Below are 24,155 nucleotides of genomic sequence, written 5' to 3'. Positions count from 1 at the left end.
TTGACGCACAACATAGGCCTCACATTCACTACAATGTCCAAACTTTTCGGATTTCACAACTTCGTGAAATAGACGAATGTTGAAGTCGCTCTCTGGGTGAACAAAGCTATAGCAAGCGCCATTTTATTCAGGACATAATAAACTAGAGATACTGTTATGTCTTTCAATGGATGCCTAAAATCTACAGCTACGATTTACGTTGCAAAGTGATCGATGCTATTGAACTTGATGGCATGCCTCCCTCAGAAGCGAGTGACACCTTTCATATCAGTCGTAACACCATTAATCTATGGCAACGTCTCAAAGCAGAAACAGGTGATCTTCATCCCATCCCTAGACAACACCTTGGCCATAGCCACAAAATCACAGACTGGGACAAGTTTCGAGCTTTTGCTCAAGAACATCGCTATAAAACCCAAGCTCAGATGGCCGAGTTGTGGGAGGGGCAAATCAGTGAGCGTACTATTTCAAGAGCGCTGAAGAATATTGGATTTACTCGAAAAAAAAGACCTATGGCTACCGCCAACGTGATGAGCACAAACGGGCTGAGTTCGTCCAAAAGTTAACAACAGTAGACCCAGACGATATTGTCTATGCTGACGAGTCAGGGATGGACAATCGAGATGAGTATGACTATGGCTATGGTCCCAAAGGTGAGCGGGTCTATGCTTTAAAGTCTGGTAGCAGAAGTGGACGAGTCAATATGATTGCAGCTTTGAGAGGAAAGCAGCTCATGGCCCCGTTCACGATTGAAGGGGCTTGCAATCGCACCGTATTTGAAATTTGGCTTGAGACTTGTTTGATACCGATGCTCAAACCGGGGCAGAAGTTAGTCATTGATAATGCCACCTTCCATAAGGGAGGGCGAATTGAGCAACTGGTAGAAGCCGCAGGATGTGAAGTGTGGTACTTGCCACCCTATTCTCCTGATTTGAATAAGATTGAACGGTCGTGGGCTTGGATTAAAAGTCGAATTAGACACCAATTAGAGCACTTCGGTTCACTTAGAGAAGCAATGGAACATGTGTTGTACCTAGCGTCCTAATTAGAGTGGCGAATGCTATACACGTTGGACATTCCCAACCCACATAGCGAGTACTTTTAAGCATTTTGGCTGCTGTTTCTGCTGGTTTTAGATAGCTATCTACGGTTTTAGAATCTAGACATTGCATCAAACCATGGCAGGACTGGCACCGTACCTCCGTGTAACGAGTAAGCGATCGCAACAGGAGTAACGTCCCCGCCCAAGCACCACCAAAAGCAGTGATGAGGTAGAAAATTAATTCAGTCTCAAAACCAGGAACTTTGAAGACCCGTGCCACAATCAGCACTAAAGTAAAAGCGACCAAACTACTGCGAAACAGCCCACGAAAAAGAAGCATAGCTTCGCTTCCCCTGGGGGCTTTGTGTTTCATGCAGTACCAAAGTTCATACCCCAACCAAACCCCAAGCCAGCACAGCAAAAATCCTTGGAATTGAATCATTTGGACTGGATGGACAAAAGACCACGTCACCCCTACCGCTGAATATAGACCCAAAAAAATCCACCAACTTTGAATGAGTGGGTTAGTAAAGTGCATTCCCTTGTAGATGGAGGTCGGTTGTTCTGGATAAACTGATGCATAGCCTGTAAGTAACCAATACGTTATCGATCCCCACATCAGCCACAATCTACTACCTTGCTTGAATAAGGTTGTCCGACCCACTGGAGACAGCTGTAGAACTTGACTTTTACGGAATAGACTTATCAACACAACCGCTGAAGTCATGACCAATACAGCAATAGCAATACTCGACAGAACTGCAGTGATCAAGAACCAAGCCATATCCCGTATCGCTATCTCCATCTCCAGCATGGAAGGATCGGGTAGGTACGATAGGGGTGTTCCGTAGTCTTCTAATGTCGTTTCTTGCGGATGTTTTTGGATCTCGTTTTCAAGAATCTGAAGTACTATCTCGGTGCCATTGACAATACCCTCATCAAATTCACGCTGCTCTAAGTAGGGATTGATCTGGGTCTGAATAATGTTGTCCACCCTTGCATCAGGGAGGATGAACTGTACCCCTTCTCCTCTTTTAATTTCTGCACGAAGATCATCCTTAGATATCAGCAATAAAACGCCGTTGTTGAACCTATGCTTACCAATTTCCCACGTTTCAAAAAGCGATGCTGCAAACTCCTCTAACGAAGCTGAGGGCTTTATATCCGGCACTGTTACCACTATCACTTCAAAGCTGTGCTTGGCCTTGGCAACAATGATTTGGTTCAGCTTTGCTTCACTCTCCTGACTGAGGATATCCGCACTATCCATAACCCAATGGTTGTCCTGGCGTGGATTAGGTACTTCAGATACGGAAATGGCCCGACTCGGTGTTAGGGAAGATATCGAAAGAAATAGGCTGAAACTCAACGCCAAGATGAATGTCAGCGGCGAACGTTCTCGCTTTTTTAGTCTGGTGAGAAACATATTTAGATTCAGCTTAGGTTTGGACTAAGGCTTTGGTACAGTCATCACTAGAGATATCTAGTGTTCCCAAAAGGACACTTGGCAGGATGAACAGTTATCCTTTTGCGCCATAACCCACCACAATTCATCCCCAAAAGTGATAGGGAATGTGTAGTCAGTCTGAGGGGGCGACATGAAGGCTACAACCCAGCACAGACAAGCTCCATCGCTCTCATCCCCCGTTGATACTCAGGTAGCTTATTGGGAGAGAGTTTCATTAGCTCATCCACCAATCGAGCCAGAACTCCATCCCCGTTATGGCCCACAGATGAGCAGATAGTCCGACTCGGAATGCACTATGACGCTTGTTCGGTGAAGTGGTGGATTCGGGTCTAGTAATATAGCGCTGTAGTCCTTTTTGCTTGAGATTTTGCCCTTGCAGTGCCGCACTGGTATAGGCAATGGCAATCACAATAACGATAGCCACCAACCGTTCTTGCATGGCTTGAGAGCCTTCGAGACAATAGCCTCCTTGCTTGAAGTCCCGAAACATTTCTTCGATAGAGAAGCGTTTTTGGTAGCTGACGATAGCACTATTGAGGTCACAGAAGTTGGTGAGAATAAACCATGCTTCATCAGGTGCAAAGCCCTGATACCGTCGTTTCCACTTGGCTGCTACATTGAAAGTTCCAAAGCCTTTAGCCTGAGTGACGCGCACATCATTGAGAAATAGCTTTTGACCTGGGACAAGGCCAAACTGTTGGAGTTGTTGAGTAAACTGCTGGGCCAGAGCCACTTCGGTATTGCGCTTGAGTCGCAGACAAAAGTAGACCTTCTGTTGGCCTAACCACTGCCCCAGCTTGACGGAACAAAACTCTCGGTCACCGAGGATGACCAGACGATAGGCTGATAAATGGCGGATAACTTTGCTTAAAACAGCGGTTTGCTCGTCATAATTGCTGCTGCCCTTTTTGCAGAGGGCTTCACACCATACGGGAATAGCGCGATGTTGCCAGACCACGCTGACCATCAATAGATTAATCACTCCCCAACTCGTACGGTCGATGACGACATAAAGCTGGGAGCCTTGAGGATACTGCTGGCTCAGCCACAGCTTAACCAGCGGTAGCCAAAGCGTTTCAAGCTCAAGGGTCGGTAAGGATAAGAACCGTTGGATTTTTTTCGGCGACTGTCAAAAAGAATCGGCAGTGGCAGCCCTTCTGCTAGCGTCTCGATTTTGACGCAGCGAAGTGTTTGTAATAGATGAACGAGGATCTCTAGGAGAAGATACTGGGCAGGAGACAGTTGACGGCGTAAATGAGGTTGGTATAGTGGCAATATCATTGTCAATAAGGTGAGCTGGAGATACATCATTTGCAGCCCATCTTTTTTCTTATCTATCGGGTTATTGCACGAATAGCAAGAGGTTTACGGCGCATGTCGCCCCTTCAGGTAGTCAGTGCAAACAGCAGAGAATGCTAACGTGAACTTCAAAAGTCGAAACTGATTCAGAAGAGGACAGTTACCAGCTCTCTCCAGCTCCTCCGCCACCACTGCTGCCCCCACCAAAGTCACTCCCTCCGCTACTACCACCATAGTCGCTGCTGCTATAGCTACTGCCACTGCTGTAGCTACTGCTACTATGAGAGTGAGATGAACGATAACCGATCTTGCTCCATTTATCGCTATACCGGTGAGTGATCAATGGGAAATGTTCTGAAAACATATGCACAGTTGATGGACCACAGGTGAGACATTGCCAGCCTTCATGGCATTCGAATCGGTTCGAAAACAAGGATGCTTCCAGATTGTGTCGAAGACAGTCTTCATCAATCCATTGCATCGCATCACCACAAGACTGACACTGGCATATCGTCTTCTTTTGGGATAACAATCTCATTGACCGTAGTGCACCCGCACAAGCATATAGAAACGGCAGTATCAGCAAGATAGAAAGAAAAGGATAAATAAAGAGAATCCCACCTATCATCATCAAAAGCCACGCATTGATGAACACCGTGCCACTTGGAGGCAGCAATCTCATGCCCCGGAGTACACAGGGAAAAAAGCTTAGGAACGGTAGCATAAGAACTCTAGGAATAGAAGGATTGATTAAGCCTATAAAAAAGAAGCCCCCACCTATAAATAGGAAAATAAACACATTCAACATGAATAAGTCATAGCTAGCTTTTGTGCTGCTTACATCACGCCTAAAACAGCACCACAGCTCATACATTAACCAACCCCATGTAAAGAATGCGAAGATGAGCCACCAAACTACTTCGAAAGCCATGGAATCAGCCATTAGCAGCAGTCCAGCTGATACGCCATAGCAAGCCCACCAAGTTTTAAATACCGTGATTGAATTCAGGGCAACACCATGCTGGATGGGGCGTTGTCTACAGTCGTCTAAGGATAATTTCCGAAGATTTTTAATCCAGAGAGACACCCATATATGAGAGGCCAAAGTGGTACGCCCCCTAGGAGAAATCCGATAGACTTGCGTCTTTCTTTGATTCACATATTTCAATATCCCCATCACAGTAACGACCACAACTGTAATAACAGCCAAATAGCCTACTCTCTTTGTTAGCGATGTTGATGGTTGCAAGCTCTCTTCTGGCAAGGGCGCTTGAGATGCAATCGTTCCACCTTCTAGAAGCTGGATAATCGCCTGAGTTCCATTAACGATACCTGCATCAAAATTGCCTTGCTTAAAGCGAGGAGTGACCTGGGTACGGAGAATGTTGCCCACCTTCGCATCAGGAAGAATGGATTCTAGGCCGTACCCTGTCTCGATTTCTGTACGACGTTCATACTTCGAGACCAGAAATAAGATACCGTTGTCTACGCCTTTTTTCCCAATCCCCCAAGTGTTAAATAGCTCTGTCGCAAACGCTTTGGGGGATGCGGAAGGTTTAGTATCGGGAACCGTCACCACTGCAATTTCAGCACCATTCTTTTTTTCCAATGCCGTAATCATCTGATTGAGCTTTGCTTCGCTGTCAGGACTAAGCAAATCGGCCATATCCGTCACCCAATTGTTGTCCTGGCGAGGATTAGGGACTTCAGATACGGGAATGGCCCGACTTGGAGCCAGTGAGGATAAAAATAGTAGCAGGCCGCATACCAAAGTAAAAAGGGATATCAGCAGTTGATGTCTACGACGTTTTATACGATTGAGCAGCATATTTCTCTCAAAATAGAGTCTTGATCAGACCTTTAAACAGTTATGTCTGGATATTCCTATCACTCCCCAAACGAGCCCCGTCATTCTGAACATCTACTCACCCTTACCCAACATCTCTAGCCTCTCTTCAAAACCTTCCGTTGTTCGCACCGCCCCAACTTCCAATACAACTGGACAGAATTTTTGTATCAAGGTGGCTATTCAAGGGATTACCTAAAGACTTTCCATAGGATTTTAGCGATATAGGCCCAAATTACAGCCCCTAACATCAGCAGCACGATCTGGAAAAAAGAAATCGAGTCTTCGCTTTTATTCTCAAGAATTTGGATCATGGCCTGAGCGCCATTGACAACACCGGCATCAAAATTATCTTGCTCTAACTGAGGAGTGATCTGAGTCTGAATAATGTTATCTACCTGTTCATAAGTCAGGTCAGACCGTAAACCAGATCCCTTTTCTATGGCTACACGACCTTCCTTTTTAGAGGCCAATAACATAACGCCGTTATTTTGCCCTCTCTTACCCAATTTCCAAGTGGTGAAAAGCGCCTGAGCCAACTCTTCGGTGGCCCCCAAAGGATGTACCTCCGGCACAGTCACCACTACCATCTCGATCCCGTTCTTGGCTTCCAAGGCCGAGATCATCTGATTGAGCTTAGTTTCACTCTCAAGGCTGAGGATGTCCCCTTTATCCATAACCCAATTATTGTCTTGACGTGGATTAGGGATATCAGCCCAATGAATGGCCTGACTCGGAGCCAGGAACGCTAGCGATAGCAACAGGCTGAATCCCACACCCAAAAGAAAAGTCAGTGGAGAACGGCAGCAATATTCTCGTCTTTCTACCATAGAGATTGAGTTTTTAAGGAATTGCAGAAGAAGCATCTGATCACTAATGCTCGAATACCCCTAGAGTTCCCCAGACTCAATCCATCATTCGGCAAAATTAGGTGGGAATTGTCAGATTAGTCGCCCCACTTTAGCCAAAACCCTTCGGCAGTATCAACAAGGTGGGATTGAAGGGCTGAAACCCCTTGAATACAAAGGCCAACCGAGTCGGTAAACCTAGTATGTAGCAATGTTCCTGCAGTAGTCTAACTCTTGTTTACTGAGTGATGAACAACCTAAAAAGGTGGTCAAGGCATCGACCTCAATAAACACCCCCCGATCAAGCCCCACAACCGTTTGAATGAAGGTCATCGAGAATATGGTTAATCATGTCGATAAAAATCTGGGGTACTGTGTTGCCCGATGTTTTGGATATGCGATCGCAAGTCTATATTTAACCGCCATCCCCATAGGTGAGCCATCTGCAGCAGCCACCCCTAAATTGGTTCAGCAGAATGTTTCCCTGGCCCAACCCTTTCAAGATCTAAAGGTCAATGGCTCAATTCTGATTTACGACCTCAAACAGAATCGCACCTATCAGCACAATCCGACTCGCAATACTCAGCCGTTTTTGCCTGCGTCTACCTTTAAAATCCTCAACTCCCTGATTGCGTTAGAGACAGGGGTGATTGCCAATGAGCTGGCGATTTTGACCTGGGATGGGGTGGAACGCAGTATCCCCACCTGGAATCGAGATCTCAACCTGCACACGGCTTTTAAAGTGTCGGGGGTCTGGTTTTATCAGGTGTTAGCTCGCCGTATTGGCTTTCAGCGGATGCAGCAGTGGGTGACTAAAGTCGGCTATGGTAACCAATCCATTGGAAAGGCCGATGAGATTGATGCCTTTTGGCTGACGGGAGATTTACGGATTTCACCGGCCGAACAGATTCAGTTTCTCCAGCGTTTGTATCGCAATGAACTGCCCTTTTCAGAATCTGCGATCGCAACGGTGAAAGAGATCATGGTTGTGGAGCAAACCCCTGAGTACACCATCCGGGCGAAGACGGGTTGGGCTCTCAAACCCAGCATTGGCTGGTATGTCGGTTATGTAGAACAGAATGACAATGTCTATTTCTTTGCCACCAATGTAGACATCGGTGATCAAAAAGATTTACCCGCTCGGGCAGAAGTAACCCGTCGCAGTTTGAAAGCTTTAAATCTGCTGTAGCTTTTTATCCTCGCCCAGTCTCGAACACATGTCAGCCCTTTCCCCAAAGCTTTACTTGGAAAAGTGAAATCGCCTCTGAATGGGTTTTCGGTAGACCGCAAATAGCAGCAGTGAACTTATAACCAATAAGTGAATCTGGAAGGCGGCATTAGCGATGTTCCACACGGGAATTGAGGGCAGAACCAATAACACGCTGAGGAGACTGGCAAAAAACATAGCGCCTGTCTCGGTGTTTGGATATTTCCAGGTTTTAATTAACGTCGGGAAAGAGGCAAAAATATCCCCGACAATGGCACAAAGAATCGCGAGTTGCGGAGATGCGATCGCAGCCCATACAATCACCGCTAACAGTGAGAACACGCCACAGCTCAAGTCAAAGACCCCCATTTTCCAGTAGCTGCGTTTATTGGCAAATGAGGCGAAAAAGATCAGGAGTGGCAGTAAACCAGCTATAAAAATGCGAAGGGTTGCCCAACTGTTAGCTCCTGCTGAGAGTGCGGCTGCAGTACTAATCAGGGGGGACAAGGCCCACATGGACCAAGACACCCGGTTCGGCTTGGTTTTACCAGACAAAGTGTCGCGAACATAGGCGAAGGCACCAGCTGTACTAATCAGTACACTGAGGATAACGAGCCAATGGATCAGCGGCAAACCTAGCATTCAGCAATGCTAGCTTAACCCGTTAAATTCTTTCAAACTGCATGATGAGTCAACGCAACGATTGGTGTGGAGTTCCACTGGACTACCTACAGGAATGGGATCGAATATTCATAGCGTCAAAAGATAGTCTGAACCTGTCAGCGCCATGTCCTATTTGTAAAGCCGTTGCCCTGCATCGTTGGTATCAAGTTGGGCAACCCAAGCTCCAAACGGTTGGAGGTAATACCTTTGTTGCTACGGGAGGATTATGGGAGTGGTGTAGTAGCTGTCGCAGTTTTGAACACTTATCTGCTTTAGTCCCAGAGTGGTGGGCCTGTGATTTAAAGGTTGATGAAGCAGCACTAACCGCTAAACCCACAGCAATTGAAGAAGCGATGAAAGCCCAAGGGTATCGTTTGGATTCTGAGTAGAGTCTGGTGAAGTGTCGATCCCCCACACGGAAGATAGAACCTTTAGTGCAGGCCACGCTCATTGGAGTTTGACGATAGGAGAGTGTAGGTCTTAGCCTACACAGTGAGCGTTAGCTTATTTTGAACTCCGATGAGATGCTATGGGTGAATAACATTCACCTGCTCTCACATTGAGACAGAAGCAATTGATCAAAGATTACCCAGGCATTGCAAAAAATGTTAAGCAACCGCCGACAGGGTCAGTCACCACAAATTCTTTTGGTCCCCAGGGTTTGACGGCCAGTTTTTCTTGGACAATGCTTTCGTCTTTAGCTTCATATTCAGCAAACAGTTGGTCAATATCGTTGACCTGAATGCGTAAGCTAGTGGGACTACCCAAATTTTGGTAGCTGTTTTTGCATAGATAGATAACCGACATATCCCGTTGGACCACAGCGAGTCTGAGGGGATCTCCTTCTCGGTGGATGACCTTGAATCCGAGCTTTTGTTCGTAGAATGCGATCGCAGGCTCCAAATCCTCTCCAGCGGGAACCAGGGGATGGATTGGGCCTAAGGTTGGGGACGAACTCATCAGGGATTACCTCACCGAAATCTAGGACTATGGAAATCAACGCAGATTAAGTATTATTGCTTAGCTTTTGCAATTCGCAGCATCGATCTCTTAAACATGATAGAACGATGAACATGCTTAGTTTTAACGCTCTTCTTGACTTCTCCCGATGCAACTGTGTTGGCATTTGTGCATCCCTAGTCCCCATCAATATTTTGTCCACAGCCTTAAGCGTTTATAAGGTGAGCCGAGGCCATTCGCCTCGATCCATTCACATCAGTATTGGATTCTCTAGCTTGGCAGCAGTCTTGTTAGCGCTTCACGATCTGTCTTGGCTCATCATCGGTGTGATTATGGCTCCCACCTATATTCTGTTCACCATCGCCATGGTGTGCCTAGGCTTTAATGCTTGGGCAGGCTGCCATCCTCGCAGCATGAGACAGACCGTCTTGACCATCCTTGGATACGGTCAGCGAGGGTTGGCGATGCTGTGGCCTCGGTCTCAAGCAGACTACTGAAGCTCGATCCCATCCCCCTCAATTCCACTGTAGATATCCGGTGATACCAATCCCAACCAGGGATCAGAACTCGGTGTTAGAAATAACTCGGCATAGACCTTTTCATTCAGTTGTGAAATCGATTCTGTTTGGTTTCTCTCCACAAACCATTGATGCAGGCGCGAATGCAGTAGATACTCGTTGCGGACCGTATCGATAGCCATCGCTTGCTCAAAGCTTTGTACCGTTTTGGCCAACTGCTCAGGGGAACGGTAGGCGTTGTTCTTGCTCTGCATTAGCACTTTGCTATTCTGATCCAGCCGTGCTCGATCGGCCTGGAAGGCCGCCAATTTCCCCCAGGTCTGAGGTTGAGTGGCTTCGCTGAGTTGGGTGCGATTTTGGTTTGCCAAAATAGAGAGATTCATAGACGAAGACACTAAGGGAATCTCCACCAGGGACTTGGTGATGGCGATGGGGGCAGCATCCACTGCCGTCGGTGTCGTGCCATCTGGCAGCTTTCTCAGGACCGGAACATCTTTGATTCCCGCTGTTTGTAGATCTTGAACCCAATCGGCTTGAATCGTTTCCAGTCGCTGTTGATGATAGGTTTGCAGGGCCTGTTGGCGGTCTTGCCCTGTCAGGGTTGCAGTTTGCTGCCATAGAGTGTCAGCTTGCTGTAATTGCTGCAGGAAGGCTTGGGGACCATAGAGGCCAGGTAAGGCTTCTAGGGGGCGACCTTCGGCATCCAGCACATAGTGGATGCTGTTGCCCGTGACGGTGCGCTTGAGTTGGCGACCATCTCCAAAATCGATGGTCATAACCGGGGCAGGGCGGACAGACTCCCAATGCAGCACAAACCGTTCGCGCAAATATTGGGAAACCTCGGCATTGGGATACAGCGCCACCCGGAAGAATCGGCTATTGGCACAGCTCAGTTCTTCATCCAAATTTCCCAATAACCGCAAGGACAATATGGGTTTGTTGCTGGTCTTGGCTTCTGCTTGAGCTTTGGCAAAATTCCTATGCCAATAGAGCTGGGATGCATGGCAGTCTCGCTGCTGGCAGAGGGCATCGAGCTGTTTCCTTAGGGATGGAGCAGGCAGTTCAGCCGTAGATTTCAATTCCTGGGCATGGTCTTTTAAAAAACGGTGTAGTCCGGCCGGACCTTGCGCCCTCAGTTTGGCAACACCAGGATGTTTAGGAGCGTTTGCAGTCTCGTCCTGCTGCAAAACCGATACAGAACTATTGGGGGATAGCAGACTGGGCAGATGCTGATTGTACCCCTAGCAAGATCCCAATACAGACCCATACACCCTGAACTTGTAGACGCATAAATGGTGGACTCCAATGCCCGACTCTCAGCCCTATCTTGGCATGTTCGTTCTCAGACGTCATGAGTGGGATCACTTCAACAGTGGAGATGGTCTGATCTGGGTTTGCGATCGCAAACCCGTATCAGACCCTAAGCCGCCTCAAAAAACATCAGATGTTGTTGGGGCAATAGATTCTTAGTTTCTTGCCACACTAAGCCCACGTTTAGCATCTCTTTGCGGACCTGCTTTTGCGTCATTTTGTGCAACGGCTTGATCATTACCAGCGGGTTTTCAGCTCGATACTCCGCTAATACCACTCTGCCTCCTGGCTTCAGGGCTTTAACAATGCCGGTCATCATTTCATTGGGAAAGGCAAACTCGTGATAGGCATCCACCATCAGTACTAAATCGACACTCTTTTCAGGTAGGTTAGGGTTCTGTTCGGCCCCTAAAACTGCCTCTAAATTATCAATTTGGCGTTCTTCCTTGAAATAGTTGAGGATTTCCACCATTTCTGGCTGGAGATCTACAGCTAGGACCTTGCCTTCCGGGAGTAGGGGCGTCATCCGAAAACTCATGTAACCTGTCCCAGCCCCAATATCAGCCACCACATCTGTAGAGCTTAAGTTGAGGGCTTCCACTAAGCGTCGAGGCTGTTCACTGCTGGCCCGCCCCGATCGCTCTAGCCATCCAGCTCCTTGATGGCCCATGACTTGGGCAATTTCTCGCCCCATATAGACTTTATTAATTCCATCTAGGCTATATCCCGACTTCTCTTGGTAAATGGCGGGATCAGTATAAGCAACGCCTGCTAGAGCCTCTGCATAGTGGCTCGTTGGACTCCACAGGACACTACCGATTACCCATAGCCCTGCCAACACTGTTACGAGGCGAGAGATGCGATATCGCCTTGTAGAAGGTGAAAGGACGTGAGAAAAAACGCTAGTTTTCACTGCCATATGGTCTCCCAAATATCTGGTGCGGATACTGTCTCTAGCCTAGCGTGGCGAAGATAAAGCTGTCTGTGAGTCTCGATTATGATCAAATTCTTACTACAAGAGTAAATTGCGATCTTCAAGTATTTTAATTTCTAGACAGAAAGAAAGGGATATATTTATTCGCTAATTTCTCTGTTTGATGGGGCATTTGGGCGAATCGGTCTTTATAATTAATGGGTATTAACAGGTGAGCTTTATATCTAACCATTGAGGAACTGTTTGATACCTAGTCTGGGTGTTATTCCACTATTTTTAGTCAGTAACAGCCAAGACTACAGACATCTTGAAGACGTCTAATCTAGCAGTAAACGATTGGTTATACTCTGCATTATTTTCCCTTAAGTGATTGCTGTGAATCGGAAAAGTTCGGTGTCATCACTAAGTTGAGGTTTGTCTTTGCTATCTCTGCAGGCTGAACTTTTGGGGGCTTGTCTAATTTGCAGCGGTTTCGGAAGCTAACACTCTGGTTGTATCAACGGATAGCGCTAATCCTAGTGCTACTGCTCTGCATTGGGACGGGGGTTGCCCTCTCTGGCACCTTTGAATTGTCGGCAGATTTAGTGGATGCCCAAGCGCTTCAACATGCACGGGTCTCTGTGAATACGGTCAAGGAAGCGTGGCTCCTTTACAGCCAGTCTGTGGTGGGGCGTTTGGACGATGTAGACAGTGTGACGGCAAGTCCTGAGTACCATCAAATAACGGGTGGCATCCCAGTACCCGCAACTTTTACGATTGAATTAGGAGAGCGGGTCAGCCAATCGGAAAGCGGTCTATCCTTTCGCTTATTTAGTGACTATCCTTTTCCCAATCGTCAAGGATCAGGGGGGCCCCAAAATGTCTTTGAACAGAAGGCTCTGAAGTATTTACAGCAAGATCCGACTGGCTTCTACTACCAAAAAGCGAAGGAGAAGGATCACCTCTTGTTTCGCTATGCCGAAGCGGTCCAAATGGAACCGAGCTGTGTGAAATGTCATAACACTTGGCCGGGTAGTCCTAAAACGGATTGGCAGGTGGGTGATGTGCGCGGGGTTATAGAAATCACGCAGCCCATTGATGCCTTTGTTGCCCAGGCTCAAGAAGGATTAAAGAGTATCTGGACCACGTTGATTGTAATTGGTTGTCTGGCAGTCACAAGTCTCATCCTGGTGATTAGTTATTTACAAAATAGCAATCAAATTTTGCAATCTAAGGTCGAGGCCAAGACCGCTGCCTTGAATCGCCTTGCCCATCTGGATGGCTTGACTGAACTAGCTAATCGGCGGTGTTTTGATCAGGTGTTGGAGCAAGAATGGCGGCGGATGCAGCGCCAACAGAGACCTTTGGCCCTAATTATGTGTGATGCCGATTATTTCAAGCTTTTTAATGATGCCTATGGCCATCAAGCGGGGGATCACTGCCTCCAAAAAATTGCCCGTGCGATTAATGCCAATGTCAGGCGGACGGGGGACTTAGCGACTCGGTATGGGGGAGAAGAGTTTGCGGTCATCATGCCCAATACCGATCATAAGCAGGCTTGTCTGGTGGCGGAGAAAATCCAGCGGGCCATGGTCGATCTGCAGATTGAGCATTTGCAGTCGGAGGTGGCCGATCACGTCACCTTGAGTATTGGCGTTGCTAGTACCGTTCCCCAACCGATTTATCACCCGACTAACTTGGTGGCGGTTGCGGATGCAGCTCTCTATGAGGCCAAGGTCAATGGCCGCAATCAAATTATTGTGAAACTCCCTGAGACAGTAGAAAGTCGGCGAGCTTAGCTCCTGAGACTCACCTTGAACTGTTTTTCTAGAGCGTCACGTACCTTTTGGTGGATGGGGTTGACCTCTTCGTCTGTGAGGGTGCGATCGCAGGCCTGATACAGCAATCGAAATGCCAAACTCCGCTGCCCTTCCGGCACATGTTCACCCTGATATTCATCAAACAGCTCAATGGCTGTCAACAGAGACTGCTTCCGGCCACCTGCGGCCTTGCGAATGACTTTTTCAATCTCCGCAACGGTGACATCCGTAGGAATAAAGAATGCCAAATCGCGATCGGCAGCTGGATAGGTGGAATAGGTGGAGAACAGGGTTGACTTGGTTTGTAGTCGGGCCAGCTGTTCTAGCAGCAGATCTAAATTCAGTTCAAACACATAGACTGTTGGCAAATCCCGGTCCTGCTGCACCTGAGGATGAATTTGGCCAAAATAGCCTAACTTCGCTCCCTGGGAGAGCAGGGCGGCCGTTCGCCCAGGATGTAACCGTTCATCAGGGCAATCTGACTGAAATGTCACAGACAATCCCAACTGGTTCAGCACTCGCTCCAGTAAGCCCTTGGCTTCGAACCAAGTCATGGCATAGTCCTGATTTGCGGTGCGCATCCATTTGCCTTGGGCAGGGTCGCCCCCTAGGATGCCTGCAATGGCCCGAGCTTCTTTCAGCTTTTCACCGTCTTTCCAGAACACTTGACCGACTTCAAAGCCATTTAAGGCTCCATTACCCTGTTCCCAATTCCGCTGGCAGGCATTGAGCAGGCTAGTGAGCATTTCTGTGCGCAGAGCGGAGAACTCTACTAGCAATGGATTTACTACCACCACCTGCTCGTCACCTTCAGGCTTTACCCAGGAATAATGGATCAACTCCGTGAGACCCACCGCTCGGAAGGCTTCTCTAAGTTTACGGGCCAAAGTATCCTGGCTGGATAGGCTTCCTAACTCGGTTTTAGCAGGTAAGGTTTCACAGAAATTGTCGTAGCCATACAGTCGAGCAATTTCCTCCACCAAGTCGATTTCCCGTTCGATATCACTATGGCGATGAGGCGGCACTGTGACAGTCCAAGTCTCAGATCGATCGGTCGGGGTGGTATCAAAACTAAGGGATTTGAGGATTGGTAAAATGTCTGTGTCAGTTAAGTCAGTAGGCTCACCTTGCTTGCCTTTGACTTTACCCAACACATGATTGACTCGATCCAGACGCAGCTCAATCGACCGTTCTAGGGATTTGCGATGGTCGGCTCGCTGTTGGGCCACCACCTTGGCTCCTGTCAGATCTACCAATAATTGCAGGGCATGTAAGCAGGCGGTTTCTAGCTGAGATTCATTCACCCCACGTTCATAGCGGGCAGAGGCTTCACTTCGCAAGCCTTGACTACGGGCTGAGCGCCGAATAACCAGAGAGTTGAATAGGGCAGCTTCAAGAACCAAGCGGGTGCTAGTGTCTTTAACTTCCGTATCTTCTCCTCCCATAACGCCCCCTAAGGCCACAGGCTGATCATTAGCGGTAATCACCAGGGTTTGTTCTTGCAGCTCACGCTTTTGGCTATCCAGGGTCGTAAGCGTTTCACCTGCTTTAGCTAGACGGACACTCAAAGTTAGGGGCTGTTTCTTCCCTAAAGCGTCGAGGGCATCAGCATCAAAGGCATGGAGGGGCTGTCCCCACTCCAGCAAAATATAGTTGGTAATATCCACCACGTTATTAATCGGGCGAGTGCCAGCGGCAATCAGTCTCTGCTGCAGCCAGTCTGGAGAAGGGGCGATGGTGACGCCTTCTAGAACAGTGGCGATATAGGCAGGGCAGGCTTCAGAGTCAGGCAATTCCACTGTGACATCGTTGCCCGACGGAATATCTAGTTTGGGCGTGGTCGGCAGTTTTAGGTTTGCCCCCGTCAGCGCCGTAACTTCACGGGCGACCCCGACCATGCTCAGGGCATCAGCACGGTTAGCAGTGGAGGTCAGATCTAAGATGACGTCATCCAGTCCCAAGAGGGGACGGACATCCCCTCCAACTGCCACGCCATCCGCGTCAAAGCTATGGATGCCGTCAATCTCGCTTTCTAAACCCAGTTCGGTAAGGGAGCAAATCATGCCCGCAGAGGGCACGCCTCGGAGTTTGGCTTTTTTGATTTTTAAATCGGGTGTGGGTAAGTAGGTGCCCAAGGTAGCGACGGGCACAAATAACCCTGCTTTGACATTGGGGGCACCGCAGACAATTTGAGATGGTTCTGCTTCACCAATATCAACGGTGCAAACCCGCAGTTTATCGGCATTGGGATGGGACTCACAGGTTAGAACTTTTCCCACCACAACGCCATCCGCCCAAGTGCGTAAATCTTCAATATCCTCGACTTCAAAACCAGCTAGAGTCAGTTGTTCTGCCAGGTCTTCGGGTGACAGATCGATATCGACTAGGTCCTTAAGCCAATTGAGAGAGATACGCATAGATTTGGTGCTATTTGGATAAGATTGAGGTAGTTCAGATCAAGGCCCAGTCAAGTGTATGAACTGTGATGATCGACTGCGAAGCAAAAAAATAAGCTGATTGAAATCAACATCGTAGAGATTTCATCAGCATGACGTTTTGTCACAGTCTCTATTGTGCGGTAATCGAATCACAGAGTGCAAACATTCTTCTATCTCAGGGCATAGTTCTTGGTAAGGAGTACCTTGTGATGCTGACTCTCTAACTTCCGATGATAAGGCGAAGCCGATGTTGCGAAGGTTAATGGGCTAACCTCTGTTGAGATGTGATTCTTGTCTCAATTTATCTGAATGAGAAAACCTCAACTTCTAAATTTATAGGTGTAAGAAGCAGAATTTATAGGTATGAAGAATCAGCAATAGATGCAGCTTCAATTCATCATGTTGAAGCCCCATCTCTGCAAGAGAGAGCACCTATGCGGGCAACCTGATGTTATGTCAGCTAACAACGTTATGTTTGAGCATTCCCATCGCCAGGCCGGAGATCTAATCGCGGAACGATACCGTCTCCTTTCCGTGCTCGGCAAGGGAGGGGCTGGCATTACTTATGCCGCAGAAGACATCTATTCTCACCAAGAATTTGCCCTCAAAGAACTATCCCTAAAGGGAATGGGAGATTGGAAGCAGCTCGAACTGTTTGAGCGAGAAGCCAAAGTTTTATCCCAACTGGATCATCCAGCCATCCCCAACTACATCGACTATTTTCAAACCGATACTGAAGAAGATCGGTGGTTCTATATTGTTCAGGAATTAGCACCCGGAAAATCCCTGGCAGACTTGGTAAAAGATGGGTGGCGGGCTAGCCCAGCTGAAGTGCGTCAGCTGGCCTTACAGATTTTGGATATTCTGAAGTACTTGCATGAGCTAACGCCACCGATTATTCATCGAGATATTAAGCCGCAAAATATTATCCGCAGCGAAGACGGTCAGATTTACCTGGTAGACTTCGGCGCAGTCCAAAATGTTTATCAAAATACGATGGTGGGTAGTACTGTCGTCGGTACCTATGGCTATATGGCCCCCGAACATTTCCGGGGAAAAGCGGTTCCTGCTACGGACTTATATTCTCTTGGAGCAACATTGCTATTTCTGCTTACCCACAGCTCCCCTGCGGATTTGCCCCAAAAGCGGCTGAAGATTGACTTTCGCTCTGCTGTCCAGCTCAAACCGGACTTTGCCGATTGGCTCGATCAAATGCTGGAACCTGCCGTGGAAGATCGGTTGGCCTCCGCCCAGGATGCGATTGATATGCTTACAGCTCCTCCCCGCCGTTCGCCCCCCTCAGCGATAGCCCAACCCAGCTCCAAAGACCTGCGTCGGCAACCGATGGGTAGTAAAGTCACCCTAAAACGTACCAGGACTGACCTAAAAGTTGATATTCCCCCCATCGGATTGCGAGGAGAAACGGCTGGGATTGGGTGTTTTGCAGTATTTTGGAACGGGTTTATTTTTGTGTGGACTGCAGGAGCAATTGCGGCTGGCGCTCCTTTTATATTTCCCTTATTTTCTATTCCGTTTTGGATTGTCGGTCTCGGTATGGCAGGAGCGACTATCTTTGGCATGGCAGGACGCACCCATTTGGAGATTAATCCTCAAACCTTTGAATTAATCTGGCAAGTAAAGTCTTTGGGATTTCGATACCGTCGTAGTGGCCGTACTGAAGATATTGAAGGGATTAAGCTAACGGTTGCCTATACCAGTAATGATCGCCCTGTGAAAGGTTGCACCCTTTTGGAAGGCGTCAACACTCACAAATTTGGGACTATGCTTAGCCCCAGTGAAAAAGGGTGGTTGGTGGAGGAAATTGGTGACTTTTTGATGTCGCAGCAACGCTGAACGGTTGATTGAATCACAGCCGATTGCTCTAGATCCCCCTTCTATTGTTGGGAACAAGACACAATAGAAGCATTACGTTCCCAACTTAGCGCTTCATGATCACACAGAACTCACACCAGATTGGCGACCTTATCGCTGCACGATATCGGGTGCGTTCCGTTTTAGGGCAAGGCAGCACTGGCTGTACTTTTGCCGTGGAAGATGTTCATACTCATCAGAAGTATGCGGTTAAGGCATTATCGCTCAAGGGAATGCAAGATTGGAAGCAGCTAGAACTATTTGAGCGAGAAGCAAAGGTTCTATCGCAACTCGATCATCCAAACATCCCCAACTACATTGACTACTTCCAAACCGATAGCGAGGTAGATCGGTGTTTCTATATCGTTCAAGAGCTGGTATCAGGTAAATCCCTGGCAGATTGGGTGGAACACGGACGAAGTTTTAGTCAAGCTAAAGTCCGAAGATTAGCTTTGAAAGTTTTGGATATTTTAAAGTACTTACACGAGTTAACACCACCAATTATTCACCGTGATATAAAGCCGCAAAACATTATCCTCAGTAACAATGGCCAAATTTACTTGGTGGATTTTGGGGCAGTCCAAAATGTATATCGGAATACAATGTTGGGTAGTACGGTTGTCGGTACTTATGGTTATATGGCACCAGAGCAGTTCCAAGGAAAAGTTGTGCCTGCTACCGACTTATATTCTTTGGGAGCAACACTTCTGTTTCTGCTTGCCTACTGTTCCCCTGTTGACATACCTCGGAAACGACTGAAGATTGATTTTCGTTCTGTGATTCAGCTTGATTCTAAGTTTGCAGATTGGCTTGATCTGATGTTAGAGCCCAATTTAGAAGATCGATTTGACTCTGCTCAAGCGGCACTTGACACTTGGGCAGAGTCAAATCGACGAGCACAATTATTATCTGCTCCAGCAGCGATTGATAATCTTTTTGAACCCCCACAACGAACACAACCATTACTAACGCAAGCTTCCATCCCTCGTCAGCAGCCAATGCACAGTAAGGTTAAGCTACAACTTACAGCAACCCACCTTGCTGTTGAAATTCCTCCCCCAGGTTTGAATCCAGATACCATTAGCTTGGGCTGTTTGTCTCTATTGTTGAATGGATTGAGTCTTGGCTGGGCGGTAGGTGCTATAGCTATGGGTGGTTCTTTCATACTTCCCTTATTGTCAATCCCATTTGTGACAATGGGCATCGTGATGCTAGGAACCACAATCTATAGGGCAACGGGATACACTCATTTGGTTATGAATCCCCAATCCTTTGAATTAGTTTGGCATGTGAAGTTATTAGGACTTCGATATCGTCGTATCGGCCGAACAAAAGATATCAAAACCATTAAACTGACAACAGCTTATACCAGTAATAATCGTCCTATTAAATGCTGCACTTTGCTGGAATACGCCAACTCACACAAATTTGGCACTATGCTCAGTCCCCGAGAAAAATCATGGCTTGTTGCAGAAATTGGTGACTTCTTAACATCACAGCAACAGTATACTGCAGACGACTTGTGACTTAACATAGTAGCGGAGAGATTTGGCACACTGGGAGTATCCCCCCACCTACTCTCTTACTTGCATGATTAAAATTGATTTCACCGCAGAGGAAATCCAACACCTCAACTACGAACGCTATCATCATCCTCACCCACGGGTGCAGCGACGGATGGAAGTGCTCTACTTGAAAAGTCAGGGTCTTCCCCATGCCCAGATTTGTCAGCTTTGTCAGATTAGTCGTCCGACCTTAGCTAAAACCCTTCGTCAGTATCAACAAGGCGGAATTGAAGGACTGAAGACCCTGGAATACAAAGGTCAACCTAGTTCACTCAATGCTCATAGCGATAGTGTGAGAGCCTACTTTGAGCACCACCCGCCCCGCACCAGTGCAGAAGCCCAAGCAGTCATTGAACAATTGACAGGCATTAAGCGTTCTCCAACCCAGATCAAAGCCTTCCTCAAGCGCATTGGTTGTCGCTATCGAAAAGTGGGGTATGTGCCGGGAAAGTCGAGTCTGCCCGAGAAAATTGAGGAGCAAGAGCAGTTTCGACAAACTCGCCTTGAACCCTTATTAGAGGAAGCTCAACGCCAAGAGCGTCTTGTCTTTTTTGTGGATGCTGCTCATTTTGTTCACCGGGCTTATCTGGGGTTTCTCTGGTGCCTTCGTCGGATCTTCATCCCGTCTCCTTCTGGCCGTCAACGATTCAATGTTCTGGGTGCACTCAACGCTGTCACCAAAGAAGTCACCAGTATCACCAACCACACCTACATCAACTCTCATAGCATGTGTCTGTTGCTAGCCAAGCTGGCACTACTCGACCCAGTCATACCCATCAGCGTCATTTTAGACAATGCCCGATATCAAAAATGCCAGCTGGTGACTGACTTTGCTGAGATCGTCGATATTGAGTTAGTCTATTTGCCCTCCTATTCACCCCATTTGAATTTGATTGAGCGGCTTTGGCGCTTTGTGCGCAAGGAATGTCTCTACTCGAAGTATTATGCCGATTTTCACTCTTTCAAAGGGGCCATTCAACATTGCATTGATCAATGCAATGGAGAGCACAAGGCGAAACTAACAAGCCTTCTATCACTCAAGTTTCAGTCTTTTAAAGAAGTTAATATCTTAGCCGTCTAGAGTATAAATTTGAAACTTATGCTGGCTCTAGTTTAATAATTTTCATCAGTGACGATGGATATGAGTCAGCCAGAATAATAAGAAACTTCTTAATCTATTTCATGTTTGAGTATCTACCTCACCAAGCTGGGGATCTAATCGCAGAACGATTTTGTCTAATCTCTGTGTTGGGCCAAGGTGGTTCTGCCATCACTTACACCGCTAAGGATCTTGATACTCATCAACTGGTTGCAATAAAACAAATGTCTTTAATGGGCATGGAGAACTGGAAGCAATTGGAATTATTTGAGCGGGAGGCAAAAGTCTTATCTCAACTGGATCACCCGGCTATTCCTAATTACATTGATTACTGTCAAACAGATACAGCAGGGGATCAATATTTTTATATTATCCAAGAGCTAGCGCCAGGCAAATCCTTGGCCAAATGGATCGACCAAGGCTGGCAAGCTAGCCCAGATGAAGTAAAAAAGATAGCTTTGCAAGTCCTCGATATATTGAATTACATACACGCATCAACACCTCCAATCATTCATCGAGATATTAAACCCCAAAATATTATTCGGAATGATGATGGTCAGGTTTATCTAGTTGATTTTGGGGCTGTTCAAAATGTCTATCACAATTCGATGATGGGTAGCACTTTTGTAGGCACCTATGGTTATATGGCTCCTGAACATTTTCTAGGGAAGGCTGTCCCGGCAACCGACCTCTATTCTTTGGGGGCAACATTGCTGTTTCTGCTTACACATTGCTCTCCTGTTGATTTACCTAGAAACGGCCTGAAAATTGGGTTTCGCTCAGTGATAAAGCTCGAACCCGCCTTTGCCAATTGGTTGACTTTAATGCTAGAGCCAGCATTAGAGGATCGTTTTTCGTCAGCTCAGGATGCGATTTCAGTACTATTTCCGATAAAAGTTATACGACGACCGTCTCGGGCTGGTGTTGAACCACAAAGAATTTATCAACCACCTGGCAGCAGGATCCAATTGCATAAGACGAGTACCTCAGTAACAGTTCATATGCCACCCTTTGACTGGAACTGGGAAGCTATTGCACGAAAGTGTCTAAAACTGTGGTTCAACTTATTAATCCTACTTTGCTTATTAGCAGGAGTTGAACTGATGATGTCTCCGCTTATCTTGGGGATTGTATCCATCATTGGCGGGATGGTGTGGACGGGGATGTTAACTTCTACGGTTTTTTCGATTACTGGACATACTCACCTCGAGATTGACTCTAAGAGTTTTCGAGTCATCTGGCAAATAAAGCATCCAAGTGTAAAACATGTTCGTAAAGGGTTTACAGCAGATTTGATAGCGATTACGTGGCCAACCACCTCAAGAGGTAAAGCTAAATACTGCATGCTTGTCACAAAAGATTATCAATATAACTTTGGGATGCAGCTTACTCCTACTGAAAGGGCCTGGTTAGTTGAAGAAATAGGGGCTTTCTTAAATTTGCAGCAACAGTAAACAGTGCGTCAAGAAACTGCCAATTGCTCTAGATCACCCACCTATTGTTTGGGGCAAGCCAGAATGGAATTATGACATTTCCGCCCCATCCATTTATGCTGGAGCAGTCTTTTTATCAGATAGGTGACCGGATTGCAGAACGGTACCATGTACAATCCGTTCTAGGCCAAGGGGGATCGTGTGTAACCTATGCTGTGGAGGATATCCACACGCAGCAGCAGTTTGCCCTCAAGGCTCTGTCTCTCAAGGGCATTCACGACTGGAAACAGCTAGAACTATTCGAGCGGGAAGCTAAAGTTCTCTCGCAACTTGATCATCCAGCCATCCCTCAGTACATCGACTACTTCCAAACAGATACAGAGGGAAATCGGTGGTTTTACATTGTTCAAGCATTGGCTCCAGGCCAATCCCTAGCCGACCTGGTGAGAGAAGGATGGCGGGCCAGTCCCACAGAAGTCCGTCAGATGGCCTTGCAGATTCTAGATATTTTGAAGTATTTGCATGGCTTAACCCCGCCGATTATTCACCGCGATATTAAACCGCAAAATATTATCCGTAATGGCGACGGCCAGTTCTATTTAGTCGATTTTGGGGCAGTGCAAAATGTCTACTACAACACGATGATGGGCAGTACTGTTGTGGGCACCTATGGCTATATGGCTCCTGAACATTTCCAAGGTAAGGCTGTCCCTGCGACGGATCTCTATTCTCTGGGGGCAACGCTACTGGCGCTGCTCACCCATTGTTCTCCTGCTGAATTGCCCCGGAAACGTCTGAAAATTGATTTTCGTGCAGCCGTGAGGCTTGACCCTGCTTTTGCCGACTGGCTAGATCATATGCTGGAGCCTGCGGTAGAGGATCGGTTTGTTTCGGCTCAGGCTGCGATCGCAGCCCTAATACGGCCAAGCATGACCCAAAAATACTCGCTCGCTAGTGGTACAGCACAGGCTATTGCTCAGCCTATGGACAGCACTATTAAATGGCATCAAACAGAGGCTTCCCTGACCGTTCATATCCCACCCGTTGGCTGGCACTGGGAAACGCTGAAACAAGAGTGTCTTCAACTTTGGGTTAATGTCTGCATTCTTGTGGTTTTTTTAGTGGCTTTCAAAGCTGCCATGCCCCCCCTGATCTTTGGAGTGGCCGCCTGTCTCGGCGGGATGATTGGGATTGGACTACTCAATTCTGTGTTCTTCGCTATTGCGGGGCATACTCGTCTCAAAATCGATCCTAAGCAGTTTCGTTTATCCTGGCAGGTCTATTTGCCTGGCCTACAATGGTCTCGCAGAGGCCGGACTGCCGATTTGATCGGAATCAAGTTAACCACGACTTCTAAGAGTAAAGTCAAATATTGCACGCTCTTTACTCAAGATCATCAATATAGGTTTGGCACACATCTCAGTTCCCATGATCAAGCCTGGTTAGTCGAGGCAGTGGGGCATTTTTTGAGGCCATAACTATCCTGAGCTGGCTCTTTATGAACAGCAGATTGTCCTAGATCACCCACTGCGTATTTGGGGCAAGACACGATGAAGACAGCACGTATTCTTCAAGGCAACTCATGCATCACCGAAACTCACACCCTATTGGCGATCTGATTGCAGAACGGTATTTTGGGCAATCTGTGTTGGGGAAGGGGAGCAGTGGTATTGCCGTTGAAGATGTTCATACTCGTCAGCAGTATGCCCTGAGAGGTATTCAGGACTGGAAACAGCTTGAACTTTTTGAAAGGAAAGCCCAGGTCTTATCGCAGCTCGATCATCCCGCATGGCAAGTTCCGCATTCCTGCTGATGCAGATCTTCTAGATAACGCTACCCTAGAGATCACGCGA

At 47.3% G+C, this 24,155-nt stretch carries 23 protein-coding genes; 11 read left to right on the top strand and 12 right to left on the bottom strand.

Annotated features, from left to right (window positions below; translation table 11 throughout):
• Positions 1-170 precede the first annotated feature (170 nt).
• Positions 171-1,045, top strand: a protein-coding gene (locus tag HRE53_RS18980; RefSeq protein ID WP_212662369.1) for an IS630 family transposase whose coding sequence is annotated in 2 segments (ribosomal slippage) — positions 171-500 and positions 503-1,045 — 873 coding nt in all. Because the reading frame shifts where the segments join, the coding sequence is not laid out codon by codon here.
• On the opposite strand, the gene HRE53_RS18975 is transcribed toward HRE53_RS18980, so the two are convergent.
• From HRE53_RS18975 to HRE53_RS34485, 6 genes are all read right to left on the bottom strand, one after another.
• A complete protein-coding gene (locus HRE53_RS18975; protein ID WP_235107555.1) occupies positions 1,005-2,468 on the bottom strand; it encodes a YgcG family protein in 1,464 nt (487 codons plus the stop codon). The genes HRE53_RS18980 and HRE53_RS18975 overlap by 41 nt on opposite strands.
• A gap of 256 nt (positions 2,469-2,724) precedes the next feature.
• Entirely contained in the window at positions 2,725-3,570 is an 846-nt protein-coding gene (locus HRE53_RS18970; protein ID WP_235111169.1) for an IS4 family transposase, read from the bottom strand.
• Positions 3,552-3,791 carry a transposase gene (locus HRE53_RS18965; protein WP_235107289.1) on the bottom strand — a complete coding sequence of 80 codons (240 nt, stop codon included), beginning with the start codon at positions 3,789-3,791 and terminating at the stop codon, positions 3,552-3,554. The genes HRE53_RS18970 and HRE53_RS18965 overlap by 19 nt, the downstream gene beginning before the upstream one ends.
• Before the next feature lie 178 nt (positions 3,792-3,969).
• Entirely contained in the window at positions 3,970-5,637 is a 1,668-nt protein-coding gene (locus HRE53_RS18960; RefSeq protein ID WP_235107554.1) for a YgcG family protein, read from the bottom strand.
• Positions 5,638-5,846: 209 nt separating this feature from the next.
• Positions 5,847-6,485 carry a YgcG family protein gene (locus tag HRE53_RS18955; RefSeq protein WP_235107553.1) on the bottom strand — a complete coding sequence of 213 codons (639 nt, stop codon included), beginning with the start codon at positions 6,483-6,485 and terminating at the stop codon, positions 5,847-5,849.
• A gap of 216 nt (positions 6,486-6,701) precedes the next feature.
• The gene (locus tag HRE53_RS34485; protein WP_255800783.1) at positions 6,702-6,836 is read right to left on the bottom strand and encodes a hypothetical protein; all 135 of its coding nucleotides are present in this window, start codon (positions 6,834-6,836) and stop codon (positions 6,702-6,704) included.
• 7 nt (positions 6,837-6,843) lie between these two features.
• On the opposite strand from HRE53_RS34485, the gene blaOXA reads away from it, so the two are divergent.
• The gene (blaOXA, locus tag HRE53_RS18950) at positions 6,844-7,692 is read left to right on the top strand and encodes a class D beta-lactamase (RefSeq protein WP_235107552.1); all 849 of its coding nucleotides are present in this window, start codon (positions 6,844-6,846) and stop codon (positions 7,690-7,692) included.
• A gap of 51 nt (positions 7,693-7,743) precedes the next feature.
• Here blaOXA and HRE53_RS18945 read toward each other — a convergent pair whose 3' ends face one another.
• Positions 7,744-8,352: a hypothetical protein gene (locus HRE53_RS18945; RefSeq protein WP_235107551.1), complete on the bottom strand. Its 609-nt coding sequence runs from the start codon at positions 8,350-8,352 to the stop codon at positions 7,744-7,746.
• A 41-nt stretch (positions 8,353-8,393) separates the two neighbouring features.
• Here HRE53_RS18945 and HRE53_RS18940 point away from each other — a divergent pair, with 41 nt between their 5' ends.
• Complete coding sequence (locus HRE53_RS18940) at positions 8,394-8,762, top strand: hypothetical protein (protein ID WP_235107550.1); 369 nt, start codon at positions 8,394-8,396, stop codon at positions 8,760-8,762.
• 196 nt (positions 8,763-8,958) lie between these two features.
• Here HRE53_RS18940 and HRE53_RS18935 read toward each other — a convergent pair whose 3' ends face one another.
• Positions 8,959-9,333 carry a VOC family protein gene (locus tag HRE53_RS18935; protein ID WP_235107549.1) on the bottom strand — a complete coding sequence of 125 codons (375 nt, stop codon included), beginning with the start codon at positions 9,331-9,333 and terminating at the stop codon, positions 8,959-8,961.
• Between the two features lie 107 nt (positions 9,334-9,440).
• Here HRE53_RS18935 and HRE53_RS18930 point away from each other — a divergent pair, with 107 nt between their 5' ends.
• Positions 9,441-9,830, top strand: coding sequence for a hypothetical protein (locus tag HRE53_RS18930; RefSeq protein ID WP_235107548.1), 390 nt, complete (start codon positions 9,441-9,443; stop codon positions 9,828-9,830).
• On the opposite strand, the gene HRE53_RS18925 is transcribed toward HRE53_RS18930, so the two are convergent.
• The 3 genes from HRE53_RS18925 to HRE53_RS18915 all read right to left on the bottom strand — a co-directional run bounded on the left by HRE53_RS18925 (position 9,824) and on the right by HRE53_RS18915 (position 12,081).
• Positions 9,824-11,038, bottom strand: coding sequence for a hypothetical protein (locus tag HRE53_RS18925; RefSeq protein WP_235107547.1), 1,215 nt, complete (start codon positions 11,036-11,038; stop codon positions 9,824-9,826). The two genes, HRE53_RS18930 and HRE53_RS18925, sit on opposite strands and share 7 nt — an antisense overlap.
• A 13-nt stretch (positions 11,039-11,051) precedes the next feature.
• A complete protein-coding gene (locus HRE53_RS18920) occupies positions 11,052-11,204 on the bottom strand; it encodes a hypothetical protein (RefSeq protein ID WP_235107546.1) in 153 nt (50 codons plus the stop codon).
• Between the two features lie 67 nt (positions 11,205-11,271).
• Complete coding sequence (locus HRE53_RS18915) at positions 11,272-12,081, bottom strand: class I SAM-dependent methyltransferase (RefSeq protein WP_235107545.1); 810 nt, start codon at positions 12,079-12,081, stop codon at positions 11,272-11,274.
• Positions 12,082-12,548: 467 nt separating this feature from the next.
• Between HRE53_RS18915 and HRE53_RS18910 the strand changes: the two genes are divergently transcribed.
• Positions 12,549-13,874, top strand: a complete 1,326-nt coding sequence (locus HRE53_RS18910; RefSeq protein ID WP_235107544.1) for a diguanylate cyclase domain-containing protein — start codon at positions 12,549-12,551, stop codon at positions 13,872-13,874.
• Here the strand turns inward: HRE53_RS18910 and pheT are convergent.
• Positions 13,871-16,312, bottom strand: coding sequence for a phenylalanine--tRNA ligase subunit beta (gene pheT, locus HRE53_RS18905; protein ID WP_235107543.1), 2,442 nt, complete (start codon positions 16,310-16,312; stop codon positions 13,871-13,873). The genes HRE53_RS18910 and pheT overlap by 4 nt on opposite strands.
• A gap of 492 nt (positions 16,313-16,804) precedes the next feature.
• On the opposite strand from pheT, the gene HRE53_RS18900 reads away from it, so the two are divergent.
• From HRE53_RS18900 to HRE53_RS18875, 6 genes are all read left to right on the top strand, one after another.
• Positions 16,805-18,187, top strand: coding sequence for a serine/threonine-protein kinase (locus HRE53_RS18900; RefSeq protein ID WP_235111168.1), 1,383 nt, complete (start codon positions 16,805-16,807; stop codon positions 18,185-18,187).
• Between the two features lie 95 nt (positions 18,188-18,282).
• Positions 18,283-19,731, top strand: coding sequence for a serine/threonine-protein kinase (locus HRE53_RS18895; protein WP_235107542.1), 1,449 nt, complete (start codon positions 18,283-18,285; stop codon positions 19,729-19,731).
• Between the two features lie 22 nt (positions 19,732-19,753).
• The gene (locus HRE53_RS18890) at positions 19,754-20,851 is read left to right on the top strand and encodes an IS630 family transposase (RefSeq protein WP_235107541.1); all 1,098 of its coding nucleotides are present in this window, start codon (positions 19,754-19,756) and stop codon (positions 20,849-20,851) included.
• Between the two features lie 164 nt (positions 20,852-21,015).
• The gene (locus HRE53_RS18885) at positions 21,016-22,323 is read left to right on the top strand and encodes a serine/threonine-protein kinase (protein ID WP_315875748.1); all 1,308 of its coding nucleotides are present in this window, start codon (positions 21,016-21,018) and stop codon (positions 22,321-22,323) included.
• A gap of 95 nt (positions 22,324-22,418) precedes the next feature.
• Positions 22,419-23,780 (top strand): serine/threonine-protein kinase, encoded by a 1,362-nt coding sequence (locus HRE53_RS18880; RefSeq protein WP_235111167.1) that lies wholly within the window; start codon positions 22,419-22,421, stop codon positions 23,778-23,780.
• Between the two features lie 104 nt (positions 23,781-23,884).
• Positions 23,885-24,115: a hypothetical protein gene (locus HRE53_RS18875; protein ID WP_396133393.1), complete on the top strand. Its 231-nt coding sequence runs from the start codon at positions 23,885-23,887 to the stop codon at positions 24,113-24,115.
• Positions 24,116-24,155: the final 40 nt, after the last annotated feature.

The sequence above is a fragment of the Acaryochloris sp. 'Moss Beach' genome, from assembly GCF_021497025.1.
GTDB lineage: Bacteria > Cyanobacteriota > Cyanobacteriia > Thermosynechococcales > Thermosynechococcaceae > Acaryochloris > Acaryochloris marina_A.
This window is presented reverse-complemented; position numbering and strand designations above follow the sequence as displayed.

What these genes read in the sequence shown, in the direction of transcription:
- HRE53_RS18975 (WP_235107555.1), bottom strand. Translation starts at nt 2,468, where the DNA reads ATGTTTCTCACCAGACTAAAAAAGCGAGAACGTTCGCCGCTGACATTC.
- HRE53_RS18965 (WP_235107289.1), bottom strand. Translation starts at nt 3,791, where the DNA reads ATGATATTGCCACTATACCAACCTCATTTACGCCGTCAACTGTCTCCT.
- HRE53_RS18960 (WP_235107554.1), bottom strand. Translation starts at nt 5,637, where the DNA reads ATGCTGCTCAATCGTATAAAACGTCGTAGACATCAACTGCTGATATCC.
- HRE53_RS18955 (WP_235107553.1), bottom strand. Translation starts at nt 6,485, where the DNA reads ATGGTAGAAAGACGAGAATATTGCTGCCGTTCTCCACTGACTTTTCTT.
- HRE53_RS34485 (WP_255800783.1), bottom strand. Translation starts at nt 6,836, where the DNA reads ATGACCTTCATTCAAACGGTTGTGGGGCTTGATCGGGGGGTGTTTATT.
- blaOXA (WP_235107552.1), top strand. Translation starts at nt 6,844, where the DNA reads ATGGTTAATCATGTCGATAAAAATCTGGGGTACTGTGTTGCCCGATGT.
- HRE53_RS18945 (WP_235107551.1), bottom strand. Translation starts at nt 8,352, where the DNA reads ATGCTAGGTTTGCCGCTGATCCATTGGCTCGTTATCCTCAGTGTACTG.
- HRE53_RS18940 (WP_235107550.1), top strand. Translation starts at nt 8,394, where the DNA reads ATGATGAGTCAACGCAACGATTGGTGTGGAGTTCCACTGGACTACCTA.
- HRE53_RS18935 (WP_235107549.1), bottom strand. Translation starts at nt 9,333, where the DNA reads ATGAGTTCGTCCCCAACCTTAGGCCCAATCCATCCCCTGGTTCCCGCT.
- HRE53_RS18930 (WP_235107548.1), top strand. Translation starts at nt 9,441, where the DNA reads ATGAACATGCTTAGTTTTAACGCTCTTCTTGACTTCTCCCGATGCAAC.
- HRE53_RS18920 (WP_235107546.1), bottom strand. Translation starts at nt 11,204, where the DNA reads ATGACGTCTGAGAACGAACATGCCAAGATAGGGCTGAGAGTCGGGCAT.
- HRE53_RS18915 (WP_235107545.1), bottom strand. Translation starts at nt 12,081, where the DNA reads ATGGCAGTGAAAACTAGCGTTTTTTCTCACGTCCTTTCACCTTCTACA.
- pheT (WP_235107543.1), bottom strand. Translation starts at nt 16,312, where the DNA reads ATGCGTATCTCTCTCAATTGGCTTAAGGACCTAGTCGATATCGATCTG.
- HRE53_RS18900 (WP_235111168.1), top strand. Translation starts at nt 16,805, where the DNA reads ATGTTTGAGCATTCCCATCGCCAGGCCGGAGATCTAATCGCGGAACGA.
- HRE53_RS18895 (WP_235107542.1), top strand. Translation starts at nt 18,283, where the DNA reads ATGATCACACAGAACTCACACCAGATTGGCGACCTTATCGCTGCACGA.
- HRE53_RS18880 (WP_235111167.1), top strand. Translation starts at nt 22,419, where the DNA reads ATGCTGGAGCAGTCTTTTTATCAGATAGGTGACCGGATTGCAGAACGG.
- HRE53_RS18875 (WP_396133393.1), top strand. Translation starts at nt 23,885, where the DNA reads ATGCATCACCGAAACTCACACCCTATTGGCGATCTGATTGCAGAACGG.